The organism is Paludicola sp. MB14-C6 (assembly GCF_030908625.1).
Taxonomy (GTDB): Bacteria; Bacillota; Clostridia; order Oscillospirales; family Ruminococcaceae; genus Paludihabitans.
The window spans coordinates 775,827-790,694 of the sequence record NZ_CP133133.1; the positions used below are offsets into that span (position 1 = coordinate 775,827).

Here is a 14,868-nt window from a genome sequence, read left to right on the forward strand (position 1 = left end):
TTATGTATTTGCCACCACCTTTCTAATACGAAATCCATTTTCAATAATTCGCCATTATCTTTAATAGGCTCCGTATCAACTACCCATTGATTAAAACGAATGAAGATTAAAATTTTCTTCAACTTTTTTAAAATAATTTATTTTTATAGTATTTCTATTTTACACTATAATAATGGTAATGTAAAATCACATATAAAAACGGCTTATTCTTTATAATAACTCTATCTGTATCTGTTTTGACATTGAATAGAAATTGATATATAATATAGTTAATTTATGCAGAATAATATCTATTTTAAGGAGTATTTTGATATGGATGTAAAAACCAAACGATATATTGTTGGGATTTCTGCCGTTCTGCTAGTTTTATTTATCTGCGGGATGATAGAGCTGGTTTATATGAAAAAAGGCAAAGAGGTTTTATTGCTAGACGTAAAATCTGTATACTCTCAAAAAAATTTTGAACAGGTTCACCGTATTATTTTGACTGACACCCTTAAAAAAGCGCAATGGTCACTTGTTGAACAAGCAAAGCAAGAAGAAGCAATCGGATTACTAAAAATGACACGATGCAACAGTAAAGAAATTGATCAAAACAGAAGCGCAACAAGAGATAAGCGTTATACCATGACATTATACAAAAACGCTGATGATAAATCTGGAATTACTTACAACTTTAATGAGTCGTTTTCTACTTTTTGGATTGATGATGGAGTAAAGCCAAGCTTTTCATATGCAATAACCAATAGTGAAGCGTTGAAAAAACAATTAAACTGTATTACACAAACGAACGATTCTATGTATGACGCTTATAATATCGACTGTAATCAACAGACCATACACCGTTTTGTTCCTGCAACAAAAATAAGACAAATTATAACAAGTAAAAAACGTTCACTCTATATAGATGAAACTAAACTATCAAATGATGCAAATTTTCCTTATCCTCTTTCCATAGAAACAATTGAAAGCAGCAATAAAACGAAGTATATATTTTATCAAAGCTATTATTTGAAATGCAATTCTGATAATAACTATGAGTCCTATTACTATAATTCAGAAAGAGATTCAAACTATATCACTGAGTTAATCAGCAAACCAAATGAGATCATCGACTTGCAAGCTATTACGTATTCTGGAATCATACAAAAGGATTCTGCAAAATCGGAAATATTCATTGTAAGTGACACGCTACTTACTGATATACACAAAATGATTGCTGAGTCAACGCCTTTACAAGAAGCGCCTCAAAAGACAAGTGATGCAGCTTTTTATCGAATTACTTTGCCAACAATGCATGGCTCGTATATGAATTATAGCTTTGGACCTCACTATTTCATAGAAGAGAGAAACGGAATAATGAACTATTACCAATATGGGGCTAATAATATATATACCAGTCTTCAAACCAATAGTAAAAAAGGTGAAAAGCCTGAACTACAAGCAAAATCACCTTATTATCCAATTACAATTTCAAGTTTAGACAAATCCATTTCGTTTCAAGATGTTGTAGCTTATCAATCTGATCATATTGATATTAAAAAATTGCAAAAGCAATTTGATATTAACCCATGCTTGTTATTGAACACTAAAGGCTTAAACAACTTTCATCTACAACTCCAATTTGCGGATAAAAAGCCTGAAAAAATTACAGGTACAATATATAAAAATGGAAATTATGAAACTGATTGCAGTATTGGCGAAAACTTTACAATTGGTGTACCTTATAAAGCTGGAACATACGATTATACTTTCACTTGTCAATGGACTAATTCCCAAATACAAACAATCTGTTTTCGTATCATGCTTGTTGATAACGACTTATACGAATTAAAATCCTACAACGAAATACCACTGCAATTATCAGTCATAGAGGACATCATTGTCACGAAAAATCTTCAATATTACACAAATGTTGTTGAATGGAAAGGCGAGAAAATATCGGAACCTATTGTTGACATCAATCAGTTCACAAAAAAGATAGAAGATGCAAATATCAAGCCTCAAACTGTAAAAGGCATCTGTGAAGCTATCGTCAACTTTAAAGATTTCCGACCGGAAATGGTTCATTTATATACAAATTTGAGTAACAATATTTTTGAAGAAATTCAGTTAGAACTGAATCCATTTGATTACAGCTACTATTTTCCAACGATTCCCGAACCAAGCAATGTAAAAAATTATGTTTTAGATTGCTATTGGAAGGATTCACATATCCAATATATATTTGTACTCGAAATAGAAGAAGGTAAGCATTGGCAACCCCGTTAAGGCTGAAATAGACTAACCTTACAAAACAGATAAAGCCACGCGTTGCGTGGCTTTATCTGTCGAAAAAGTAAATTTTAATTTCATATTTACTAGATTTCAGTTCCTTTCTTGCTATTATGCATATTGGGCTATCCGCCCAAACCTGACCATGCTTTTTGGCAATCGCCCCAAAAAGCATGGAGAAAAAATGCTTTATTTCTCAAAATTTGTTTTTTTATATGACATCGCGTCATAGTTTGTACGAAATTGATAAAGGTAAAGCTTGTGCTATCTTATTCTTTATTTGCTCCCCAAGATAATTTTTTGTAGAACCGTTATGCGACCAGCAATTGTTCCACGCGATTAATATTTGATTAACAAGTGAGTTTTTCTACATGTCATTTTCGAAAAAACAACTTTCGCAATGAAATTACTTCTTTATTTCAGTTTTTACTTGCGTTTTCAATTTTTCTAAAAAGCTAAGCCACGCAAAGCGTGGCTTTATCTGTTTTCCATATTACATGTCTCGCGCTGCAACGAAATGAACACCCGTTCCTAAAATATTATCCACAATAACTGTCCCACATGAAATTGGAGATTGTAATTCAATATGGTCTAACAGCTTCATAGCATCCATAATCATCGTTTTAGGTATTGGTGCATTTGTTTTTACAGGCAATCTATTATGTATTCCACCTTTTATCTTCACAGTAGAGGTTACAACACGCATTGGGTTTGTAAGCTCCTCTTTTGCATAAACAGCTCCCTTTTCGCAACTATTTCCCCTCACATTCAGTGAATCGTCTATTGTTAAATGACATCCTTTCGGACATACAATACAAATCAGCTCTTTCATATTGCTTCTCCTTCCTTTACAACAGCAACAGTAATCATCTCGCCATTTGCTTTTTGCAGAATTGCTTTTGGAAGAATAATCTTTTCCATCTCGCCGGGTGCCATATGCTCTCGTTTCAAACTAGCCAGCAAGGTGTCTTTTGTATATACCCGAATTTCCATATTTCGGTATATCGCATTTGTTCTAAAAAACAGTTCCGTAAACTTATCAACATAATCAATGCGTATTTTTTGAGGAACGGTATAGTTCACATTCTTTCCTGCATGAACTTCTATGCAATCCAATTTAGTGTGTGTTTCGCTTTTTGCATATTGGGCAGCTGCTTTACCTGCCTTAATACTCTCGGCTGTAACAAAATCGACTAAATCATGCACTTGCAATACGTTGCCACAAGCAAAAACGCCATCAATGGAAGTTTCGCAGTTTTCATATACCACTGCCCCGTTTGTTTTAGGATCGATAGTAACCCCTAATCCATTGGATAACTCGTTTTCAGGAATTAACCCAACTGAAAGCAAAATAGTATCACAATCAAATTCCATTTCTGTACCTTGAATTGGTTGGCGGTTTTCATCGACCTTAGATACAATAACCCGCTCTACTCTGTTTTTACCTTTAATATCGGTAATAGTATGTGAAAGATATAAAGGTATATTGTAATCATTCAAGCATTGTACAATATTTCGGTTCAATCCACCTGAATATGGCATCAACTCTACGCAAGCCAATACCTTTGCTCCTTCTAAAGTCATACGTCTTGCCATAATAAGCCCGATATCGCCTGAGCCTAAAATCAAGACACGTTTTCCAACCATATAGCCTTCCATATTCACATAGCGTTGTGCTGTTCCTGCTGTAAAAATGCCAGCTGGACGATCGCCAGGAATTGCAATTGCACCTCTACTTCGTTCTCTGCATCCCATAGCCAATACAATCGATTTCGCAGTAATAACATGATAACCGCTTGGATTGGTAGCATAGATTGTTTTATCTTTTGTGATAGATAAAACCATTGTATCGAGTAGTACCTCTACATTAGTAGTTTTTAGTTTTTCTATAAATCGTCCCGCATATTCGGGACCCGTCAATTCTTCTTTAAAGTAATGGAGTCCAAATCCGTTATGTATACATTGATTTAAGATACCGCCAAGCTCTTTATCTCGTTCGATAATTAAAACTTGCTTTGCTCCATTTTCATATGCTGAAATTGCCGCAGCAAGACCAGCAGGACCGCCGCCGATAACTACTACATCATAATGATTCATTACAGCTACCCCCTTTCGTTTCACCTGTTAGGATATAACTGTTTTGCTTATCTAACATAATTTCAGGCAATGAAACGCCGTAATGACGAGCTAATATTTCATGAACCCGCACTCCGCAAAATCCACCTTGACACCGTCCCATACCTGTTCCACAACGTCGCTTTACTCCATCGATAGAAACAGGTGGTAATGGCGAATGAAGTGCATCTTCTATTTCTCCCTCGGTAATTGTTTCACACCGACAAATTACTCTTCCGTATAATGGATTTTCAGCAATAACCTTTTCCCTTTGTTCGTTCGTTAACTCTTTCAATCGAATGACTTTACGTGTACCGTCAAAGTTAGGATTACTTTTCTTGGATAATCCGCTTTCAAAAAGCATCTTTGCTACATCACAAGCTATTGCGGGAGCTGCAGTTAACCCAGGAGATTTAATTCCTGCAATATGAAAGAAACCACTTGTATTAGGATCTTCGCCAATAATAAAGTCCGTTTCTGTTGCATTAGCACGAAGACCGGCAAAGTTTCGAATATTATCTCTAAAATTAATAGATGGAATTGACTTTAAGCCCATCTTACGAATATAAGCTAAGTTTGTAATGCTCGTGGCTGTATCATCTCTGCCTGTATCTTGAGCATTCGGACCTACAATTAAATTTCCGTGTGCTGTTGGTGAAACTAAGATACCTTTACCGTTTTCATTCGGGCACTGAAATATAACTCTGCTCGTTAAGTTTCCTTGCGATTTATCTAGCAAATAATATTCGCCTTTACTTGGCTTGATTTCAAATGTAGGCTTTCCGACAAAGGAAGCCACTGTATCAGATTGAATTCCTGCTGCGTTTACGACAAATTTGGTTTCTAATTCTCCATCATTTGTTTGCAAAACAAACGCATTACCATTTTTAGTAATCGCTTTTACTTCGCAATTCAGCTTTACTTCTGCGCCGTTTCTTACTGCAACTTCGGCAAAAGCCAATGCAAGTTCCCATGGACTAACAACGCCTGCAGTTTTCGCATACAATGCACCAACCACTTCTTCACTTAAATTCGGCTCTAATGCTCTTGCTTCATCACCTGAAAGAATGCTTAGTTCAGGTACTCCGTTTTGTTCTCCTCGTTCCAGTAACTTTTCAAGCGTCTTTTGTTCGTCTTGGTTAAACGCCAACACAAAAGAACCGGTTTTCTTAAAAGGAACATCTAATTTCTTTGCTAATTCACGTATCATTTTGTTGCCTTGTACATTATATTTTGCCATTAGTGTATTTGGTATTGGATCATATCCTGCATGGACAATACCGCTGTTTGCTTTCGTTGTACCAACGGCAACGTCATTTGCTTTATCCAATAATAATATCTTATTTTGATATTTGCTTAGCTCATAAGCCAAAGCAGTTCCGCAAATACCGCCACCTATAATAATTACATCGTATTTCATAGTTACTCAAATATTACCTTTCTTCAAAATTCCAAGTCATACAACTTTCAACAGATTTTTTCCAATACTTTAAGTATCGTTCTCTATCACTTGGTTTCATTTTTGGTGTAAACACCTTATCAACTGACCATAATGCTTTAATTTCGTTTGTATCTTTCCATACACCAGTTGCCAGCCCTGCTAAATATGCACATCCAAGAGCTGTTGTTTCCCGAATAATCGGTCTGCGTACGGGTATATTCAAAATATCGGATTGGAATTGCATCAAAAACTCATCTCGACAAGCGCCGCCATCTACATTAAGTTCTTGAATCTCTATCCCTGTGCTTTTACAAATACTGTTCAATAAATCGGCTGATTGATAAGCAATTGCCTCTTCTGCCGCACGAATGATGTGAGCAGGCTTACTTCCTCTTGTTAAACCAAATATCGTTCCTCTGCAATACATATTCCAATAAGGTGCGCCTAAGCCCGTAAATGCAGGAACAATATAAACACCGCCATTATCAGAAACACTAGTTGCAATTTTAGCAGTATCTTTTGCATCATGAATCAAATGCATTTCATCTCTTAACCATTGAATGACTGCACCGCCGACAAATACGCTGCCCTCTAGTGCATATTGAATTTCACCGTTTACCGTTGCGGCAATAGTAGTCAACAATCCATTATCAACATGAGGAACTTGGTTGCCTACATTCATTAGCAAAAAGCATCCTGTACCATAGGTGTTTTTACATTCACCTTTATTAAAGCAAGTTTGGCCAAATAAAGCTGCTTGTTGGTCGCCCACAACGGAAGCAATCGGTATTTCCGTTCCATTGATATTGGCTGTTCCATAAATTTCGCTTGAGCTTTTTACTGTTGGTAACATACACATTGGAATCGTTAGCTCTTTACATAATTCTTCATCCCATTGCAAGGTATTAATATTAAACAGCATCGTTCTTGAAGCATTGGTATAATCGGTTATATGTACTTTTCCGGCGGTTAACTGCCAAACCAAATAACTGTCAACTGTTCCGAACAACAAATCGCCATTTTCGGCTTTTTCTCTTGCTCCTTCAACGTTATCCAATATCCATTTAATTTTAGTTGCCGAGAAATAAGCATCAATAATTAAGCCCGTTTTTTCTTTTATAACAGCAGTTAGCCCTTTTGCTTTCAAATCCTCACAAATACCTGCTGTTCTTCTGCATTGCCACACAATTGCGTTATATACAGGCTTACCTGTGTTTTTATCCCAAACAATTGTAGTTTCTCTTTGATTGGTAATACCAATAGCGGCAACCTCGCTTAAAGGAATTCCGCTCTTTGCGAGTGCTTCAATCATCACTGTATATTGTGATGTATAAATCTCAATCGGATCGTGTTCTACATAGCTTGGCTTGGGATAAATTTGTCGAAATGGCTTTTGCGCTACCTCAACAATATTTTGGTCTTGATCAAAAATAATGGCACGAGAGCTCGTTGTTCCTTGGTCAAGCCCTATGATGTATTTGCTCATGTCTATCGCTCCTTAATCCAGCTAAAAATATCTTGGAATACCTGTTCTTTATATTTCTCGTTCAATACCTCGTGGCGTGCTGTTTCATATAACTTTACTGTAACAGACTTCACACCGCTGTTTGACAGCATTTCAGTTATTTTTTCAATGCCCTTTCCATAGTTTCCAACAGGGTCTTGTTTACCCGATACAAGCAAAATAGGCAAGTCTTTGTTAATAGAATCAGCCCATTTTTGACTGGATACTGACCACATCAATGCAGCAACATCTGCATATCCGTTTGTTGTAAATAAATAGCCGCATAACGGATCATCTATGTAAGTTTGCACGTTTTCTTCATTTTCTGATAACCAATCAAATGAGGTTTTAGCGTTTGAAATTTGCTTATTATATGCTCCAAAGGATAATTGATCAAGCAATTTACTGCGATAATGATTTCCTTTGAAAAAGCCGATTGTCTTTGCTAATGGTTTTCCCAAAGCAACAATTGGTGTTGCATTGCCTGTTCCCACAATGATTGCACCTTTTGCCTCATTTGGATAATGGGAGATATAACTCCTACAAACAAAAGAGCCCATGCTATGTCCACCTATAAAAAACGGAACGTCAGGATATTGCTGTTTCAAAATATCCGTTAACTTTTTTGCATCCGTAACAAGCGTTTTCCAACCATTCTTTTTACCGAAATAACCAAGCTCGTCATCATTATCTTTACTTTCGCCATGACCTAAATGATCAGATATACAAAAGGCAATTCCATTCTTAGCTAAAAATTCGCCAAATGCAACGTATCGCTGCGAATGTTCCGCCATACCATGTAGAAACTGAAGAATTACTTTTGGTTTCTCGGTCGGAGAAATGATGTAATAATGAATCGTTGTTTTTCCATTTGAACTTTGATAGGTACCCGTTGATTTACTAAAATCTGTTGTCATAATAAACCCTCTTCCTATTTGGATGTTGTCTATACCTTATATTACTATAATACTATATTTTATACAAAATGCAATGCAAACATAAGATTATTATGTAAAAAATGCTCAAAAGTCCTGCCGGATTATTTTAATCCGGTAGGACTTCAGACTGAAGAAATAGTAAATTTTAATTTAATATCTGCATGATATAAGGTTGATTCTTGCTTATATTGTGTTGGAATATCCGCCAAAGCCTGACCATTCTTTTTGGATTTCCCCAAAAAGAATAGATAAAAAAATGCTTTATTTCTTAAAATTATTTTATTTTGGCAAGACTTTTGTTTCTTTATTTTATCAAGTTGTTTTTCATATATTGTTCCATAATATTTGCGGCAGCCGCCACATATTCTGCGCAAGGTCTTTTTTGGTAATACGCTTGCGTTCTCGCTTCGGAAATCGGAGAATCAGCACCTTCAGGAAGTTCTAGTAATTCTCGACAAATAATCGTTCCGCACTCTTTTTTAAATTGTTCTGCGAGGTTTTGAATACGAGTATAGTGCTCATCTTTTTGCTGTTTATCGGTTACGTCATCATAGCCATATAAAATACCCGCTATCATAAACATCCCCGAAACTGCTCCACAAACCTCACGAAGCCGTCCCATTCCTCCACCAAAGGAAGAGGATAATCGCTTTGCTGTGTTTATATCCAGCCCTGTTTCATCGCAAAAAGCACATAAAACAGACTGAGCACAGTTAAATCCTTGATTAAAATAGCTTTTTGCTAAGGTTGCATGATCCATATGCAAACCGCCCTTCTAACTCTTAGTGACTGCCGCAAGTATGACTGCCACAACCATGGTCACCACAAGTATGTCCTTGTTCGCCCTCATGATGATGGTTACATTGTGTATTTGGATTAAATACAAGTGTTCCGTTTAAATATTGTGCTACTGCTAAATCAGCAGATCCATTTACTCCACCGAATAATTGAATGCCCGCTTCTGCTAAAGCAGTTTTTGCGCCCCCACCAATTCCGCCGCAAATTAACACATTTACACCATTTGCTTTTAAGAAACCTGCTAGTGCGCCATGCCCGCTTCCGTTTGTTGGTACTACTTCTGTAGAAACAATTTGGTTATTCTCAATGTTATAAAATTTGAATTGTTCGGAATGTCCAAAATGTTGGAACACTTGATTGTTTTCATAAGTTACTGCGATTTTCATTTATCATTACTTCTTTCTTTTTGTAGTTGACAGCTGTTTGCACGTTTACAGCAATGATTTACATGTCCTTTACAACATCCATTTATCTTATGATCGCAAAGTGCAAAGTCGCCGCCTTCAATTAAGAGTGTTTTACCATTTACAAGTGCATCCGCTAGTTTTCGGCGTGCTTTTTCGTAAATTGCAGTTACCGTTGTCCTTGCAATTTGCATTTGAACTGCACACTGCTCTTGCGTACATTGTTCTAAATCAATTAACCGTATGCATTCATATTCATCTACGCTCATGATTACACTAGCATTTGTTTGCGTTCCTTTAGGTGCAAATTGCATATGATTGGGCATTGAACAAACCATTCTGCATTTTCTTGGTCTTGGCATAAACATCCTCCTTTTTGACTTATGTCAATAATTATACTCTTATTAATGACATATGTCAATATTAAATAACTTATATTCACAGGATTATCTAGTGGCGAACCTAAATGTTCGCCTCAGCTTGTAGAAAAAGTCCCCTAAATTTGATGATTTAGGGGACTTTTGACGCGAAAAATGGTATAATTAAATAGGGTGATTAAATGTTAGTTAAAGCTAAAAAAGACCGAACACAAGTAGAGTTTTTGTGCTTAGAAGAATTTATTCCAGCAGAACATTTGCTTAGAAAAATAGATAGTGCAGTGGATTTCTGTCATATATATGATTTCGTAGAGGATTTGTATTGTAAAGATAATGGAAGACCAAGCATAGACCCAGTAGTACTAATCAAAATGGTCTTAATACAACATTTGTATGGAATAAGTTCGTTGCGCAAATTGGTAGAAGAAGTACAAATGAACTGTGCATATCGTTGGTTTTTAGGATATTTAATGACAGAACAAATACCTCACTTTACAACAATAAGTTATGCCTTTAAACATAGATTTAACGAGAATACTATTGCATGCATTTTCAACTGGATATTGAATGAAATCAATGATATGGGATATCTTGACCCAGAGGTGGTATTTGTAGATGGAACCCATATAAAAGCAAATGCAAATATAAAAAAGGTTGTAAAGAAATCAATCCCCGTAGCAGCAAAACATTATGAGAAACAACTAATGGACGAAATCAATAAAGATAGAGAAGAACATAAAAAAAAGCCATTTGACGATACAAAGCCACCTAAAATAGAAGAAAAAATCATCAATGAATCAACCACTGACCCTGAAAGCGGTGTATTTCATAAAGGAGAGCATAAGAAATGCCTTGCTTATGAAGCACATACAGCTTGTGACAAAAAAGGCTACATTGTAGATGTTCATGTAACAGCAGGCAATGTACATGACAGCGTAGCATTCGATGATTTGTATGATAAATTAAAAGAAAACCACCCCGAAATCCAAACAATAGTGGCAGATAGTGCCTACAATACTCCCTATATTGCAAAAAGACTTATAGATGATGGAAAAGATTTATTAGTACCATATCGTAGACCAATGACAAAACAAGGCTTTTTTAAGAAATATGATTTTTCATATGATGAATATTTTGACTGTGTAGTATGTCCAAACAATAAAGTTTTACACTATTCCACCACGAATAGAGAAGGATACAAAGAATTTAAAAGCAATCCAAACGACTGTAAAATCTGTGGGTTTCGTTACAAATGCACTGAAAGTAAAGAATTCCAGAAACAATACACAGTTCATGTTTGGCATGAGTACTTAGAGCAAGTTTCAGATATTCGTTATGCAATAAAATACAAAGATCTTTATGCACAGCGAAAAGAAACGATTGAGCGAGTTTTTGCTGATGCGAAAGAAAAATACGCAATGCGTTATACACCTTATCGAGGTCTTGCCCAAGTAACAAACTGGGTTAGGCTTAAATTTGCGTGCATGAACCTTAAAAAGCTGGCAATACATAAGTGGAGGGTGAACTCTCCTTTTTGTATCCTTTCCACTTTTTTCAAATTTTCAACCATATATTCAAAAGCCCGACTTTGGTTACGCCAAAATCGGGCTTTTTCTTCAGACTGTGGCGAACCTAAATGTTCGCCTATTCAATTTGAATAATATCATTGGGAAGATAATATCTTTCCCTACAATATTGAAATAGTATGTCTAATTTAAATCATTATATTTATTTTGAAAGATTTACTGAATAAAAGTTTTTACCATGGCTTTCCCTTAGAAAAACACCGCCATTTTTTAAAATAACCTTATTAGATAAGCTATTTTCAGCCTTTGCCCCAATTTGTATTACTTCTAATTCTAACTTAACACACTCTTCTTTTAGTAGTGCTAATATACTATTTCCGTATCCTCTGCCACGTTTTGAAACTGCAATAGCATATCCTATATGTCCACTTGTTTCTTTTAAATTATTATTAAGGTAATGTCTAATTCTACCATACCCAATTGGAACATCATCATCGTACATCCAATACGATGATTGAGGAACCATCCAACTTTCGAGGTTTCCATTATCATAAGAATACTCTTTTGCAATCCAAATCTTAAATTCATCAAATGTCATTCCATATACTTTATTATGAAATCCGTTATCATCCGCTACTATTTCTTGCAACATATTATATATAGCAATACCATCACCTAACGATAACTTTTTTAAATATACCATTGTTAATACCTCATTAATTTTATCATTATAAATTATCATAATTAGTATTGTATTACAAGTAGATAATATATATAATCGGCATACAGCGTAATTTTGCTGCATACCGATTATATATTTCTTATAATGCGTTAATACTATCTTCGATTTTTGCTAGTAATTCTTGTGCTTTTGCTAGTTTTGTTTTAATTTCTTCAACAACCTTTGCAGGAGCTTTTGCAATGAAGTTTTCATTGTTTGCTTTACTAGCTAGTTGTGCGATATCCTTTTCACAAGCTGCTTTTTCTTTATTTAAACGCTCTAATTCTTTTTGTTTATCAATTAAATCGTCTAATGGAATAAAGATTTTTGCAGACTCAGTTACTACTTGAACAGCGGATTCTACGTTATGCTCACGTCCTATAATCACTTCGCTTGCAGATGTTAAACGCTCAAAGAATGCTTTTGCACAAGTGAAGGTTTCTTCAAATTCTGTTTCAATATAAACGCTCGCTTTTTTGCTTGGTGGAACATTCATTTCATTTCTGGCATTACGAATGCCTTTGATTGCATCCATAACCTTTGCAAATTCTTGTTCTTCTGCTGTAAAGCATAATTCTTCTTTGTATTCAGGCCATTTTGCAACCATAATACTTTCGCAATCGGTAGGTAGTGCTTGCCAGATTTCCTCTGTGATAAATGGCATGAATGGATGAAGCAATTTGATGGTATTGGTCATCACATAAAGCAATACTTGTTGTGCATCCAAAGAGGTTTGACCACCAGCTTGTAATCTTGCTTTTGTAAGCTCAATATACCAGTCACACATAATGTCCCAAATGAAATCGTATAGCTTAGAAACTGCAACACCTAAATCATAGTTTTCTATATTTTCAGTTACTTGTTTTACAAGCTCGTTGTATTGAGAAAGTACCCACTTATCTTCAATATTTAAGTTTTCAGGAAGTTTAATTTCGGTAATATCTTCAGATAAGTTCATCATGATAAAGCGAGTTGCATTCCATAGCTTATTCGCAAAGTTACGGCTTGCTTTAATTTTATCATCAGAGAAACGCATATCGTTTCCTGGGCTGTTTCCTGTTACTAAAGTTAAACGAAGCGCATCAGCACCATATTCGTCAATGATTTCAAGTGGATCAATACCGTTTCCTAAGGATTTTGACATCTTTCTGCCTTGTGCATCACGAACCAATCCGTGGAACAAAACAGTATCAAACGGAACTTGACCGGTATATTCAAGTGCTGAGAAAATCATTCTTGCTACCCAGAAGAAAATAATATCATAACCAGTTACCAATGTATTGGTTGGGTAGAAGTATTTTAAGTCTTCTGTTTCATTTGGCCAACCTAAAGTAGAGAAAGGCCATAACGCAGAGCTGAACCATGTATCTAAAGTATCTTCATCTTGTTTCAGTTTGCTTGAACCACATTTTGAACAAGCTTTGGGCATTTCTTTTGCAATCATTACCTCGCCGCAATCTTGACAATAATAAGCAGGAATTCGATGTCCCCACCATAATTGACGAGAAATACACCAGTCTTTGATATTATTCATCCAGCTAAAATATGTTTTATCAAAGCGTTCTGGAATCAATTTTGTTGTACCATTGTTAATTGCATCATTTGCAGGTTTTGCTAAAGGCTCCATACGAACGAACCATTGCTTAGATACTCTAGGCTCAACTGTTGTATGGCAACGATAGCAAGCACCAACATTGTGTTGATGTGGTTCAATTTTAACCAAGAATCCGCCTGCTTCTAAATCAGCAACGATTGCTTTTCTTGCTTCATAACGTTCCATTCCAGCATATTTAGAAACGATATCTGTCATATGGGCATCATCTGTCATAACATTGATAATTGGCAAGTTGTGGCGTAACCCAACCTCAAAGTCATTTGGGTCATGTGCCGGTGTAATTTTAACAACACCAGTTCCAAAATCGATATCAACATAATCGTCGGCTACGATTGGAATTTCACGATTACATAATGGTAATATTACTTTTTTTCCAACTAGGTGTTTGTAACGCTCATCATTTGGATTTACTGCTACTGCGGTATCACCAAGCAATGTTTCCGGACGAGTAGTTGCTAACTCTAAATACTCATTCATTCCTACGATTGGGTAACGTAAATGCCAGAAGCTACCCTCTTGATCTTCATATTCAACTTCAGCATCAGAAATAGATGTTTTACATTCAGGACACCAGTTGATAATACGCTCGCCACGATAGATTAAATCTTTTTCATATAAACGGATAAATACTTCTTTAACAGCATCAGAGCAGCCTTCATCTAGCGTAAAGCGCTCTCTTGACCAGTCACAAGAAGAGCCAAGTTTTTTCAATTGCTCAATAATTCTTCCGCCGTATTGTTCTTTCCATTTCCAAGCACGCTCTAAAAAGCCATCACGGCCGATATCTTCTTTGCTGATGCCTTCTTTTTTCATTGCTTCAACTATTTTCGCTTCTGTTGCAATGGATGCGTGGTCTGTTCCCGGTACCCATAATGCAGAATAGCCCTGCATACGTTTTGTACGAATTAAGATATCTTGCAATGTGTTATCCAATGCATGGCCCATGTGAAGTTGGCCCGTAATGTTTGGAGGTGGAATTACAATCGTGTATGGCTTTTTTGTTTCATCAATTTTTGCTTTGAAATACTCGCAATCAAGCCAATATTTATAAATTCGGTCTTCGAATTCTTTTGGCTCATAAGTTTTTGCTAATTCTTTTTTCATTTTCATTCTCCTTTAATGTGTTGAATAGTCAATATATAAAATATTAGTTTT

11 protein-coding genes and 1 pseudogene are annotated in these 14,868 nt (G+C 35.7%); 2 read left to right on the forward strand and 10 right to left on the reverse strand.

Annotated features, from left to right (window positions below):
- Positions 1-312 precede the first annotated feature (312 nt).
- A complete protein-coding gene (locus RBG61_RS03670) occupies positions 313-2,271 on the forward strand; it encodes a hypothetical protein (protein WP_307945884.1) in 1,959 nt (652 codons plus the stop codon).
- Between the two features lie 496 nt (positions 2,272-2,767).
- Here RBG61_RS03670 and RBG61_RS03675 read toward each other — a convergent pair whose 3' ends face one another.
- The 8 genes from RBG61_RS03675 to RBG61_RS03710 all read right to left on the reverse strand — a co-directional run bounded on the left by RBG61_RS03675 (position 2,768) and on the right by RBG61_RS03710 (position 9,836).
- Complete coding sequence (locus RBG61_RS03675; RefSeq protein WP_307945886.1) at positions 2,768-3,106, reverse strand: DUF1667 domain-containing protein; 339 nt, start codon at positions 3,104-3,106, stop codon at positions 2,768-2,770.
- On the reverse strand, positions 3,103-4,371 hold the full coding sequence (locus tag RBG61_RS03680) for an NAD(P)/FAD-dependent oxidoreductase (RefSeq protein WP_307945888.1): 1,269 nt from the start codon (positions 4,369-4,371) through the stop codon (positions 3,103-3,105). The genes RBG61_RS03675 and RBG61_RS03680 overlap by 4 nt, the downstream gene beginning before the upstream one ends.
- Positions 4,358-5,809, reverse strand: coding sequence for an NAD(P)/FAD-dependent oxidoreductase (locus RBG61_RS03685; protein ID WP_307945891.1), 1,452 nt, complete (start codon positions 5,807-5,809; stop codon positions 4,358-4,360). Before RBG61_RS03685 ends, RBG61_RS03680 begins: the two co-directional genes overlap by 14 nt.
- A gap of 13 nt (positions 5,810-5,822) precedes the next feature.
- Positions 5,823-7,316 (reverse strand): glycerol kinase GlpK, encoded by a 1,494-nt coding sequence (gene glpK / locus RBG61_RS03690; protein WP_307945893.1) that lies wholly within the window; start codon positions 7,314-7,316, stop codon positions 5,823-5,825.
- Positions 7,317-7,318: 2 nt separating this feature from the next.
- Entirely contained in the window at positions 7,319-8,251 is a 933-nt protein-coding gene (locus tag RBG61_RS03695; RefSeq protein WP_307945895.1) for an alpha/beta fold hydrolase, read from the reverse strand.
- Between the two features lie 325 nt (positions 8,252-8,576).
- Positions 8,577-9,032, reverse strand: coding sequence for a C-GCAxxG-C-C family protein (locus RBG61_RS03700; protein ID WP_307945897.1), 456 nt, complete (start codon positions 9,030-9,032; stop codon positions 8,577-8,579).
- A 22-nt stretch (positions 9,033-9,054) separates the two neighbouring features.
- Complete coding sequence (locus RBG61_RS03705; protein ID WP_307945898.1) at positions 9,055-9,456, reverse strand: NifB/NifX family molybdenum-iron cluster-binding protein; 402 nt, start codon at positions 9,454-9,456, stop codon at positions 9,055-9,057.
- Positions 9,453-9,836: a DUF134 domain-containing protein gene (locus RBG61_RS03710; RefSeq protein WP_307945900.1), complete on the reverse strand. Its 384-nt coding sequence runs from the start codon at positions 9,834-9,836 to the stop codon at positions 9,453-9,455. The genes RBG61_RS03705 and RBG61_RS03710 overlap by 4 nt, the downstream gene beginning before the upstream one ends.
- 197 nt (positions 9,837-10,033) lie before the next feature.
- Here RBG61_RS03710 and RBG61_RS03715 point away from each other — a divergent pair.
- Positions 10,034-11,383: pseudogene (locus RBG61_RS03715) on the forward strand (IS1182 family transposase); the annotation flags it as partial.
- Positions 11,384-11,579: 196 nt separating this feature from the next.
- On the opposite strand, the gene RBG61_RS03720 reads toward RBG61_RS03715, so the two are convergent.
- On the reverse strand, positions 11,580-12,080 hold the full coding sequence (locus RBG61_RS03720; RefSeq protein ID WP_307945902.1) for a GNAT family N-acetyltransferase: 501 nt from the start codon (positions 12,078-12,080) through the stop codon (positions 11,580-11,582).
- A 118-nt stretch (positions 12,081-12,198) separates the two neighbouring features.
- Entirely contained in the window at positions 12,199-14,817 is a 2,619-nt protein-coding gene (locus tag RBG61_RS03725) for a valine--tRNA ligase (protein ID WP_307945905.1), read from the reverse strand.
- Positions 14,818-14,868: the final 51 nt, after the last annotated feature.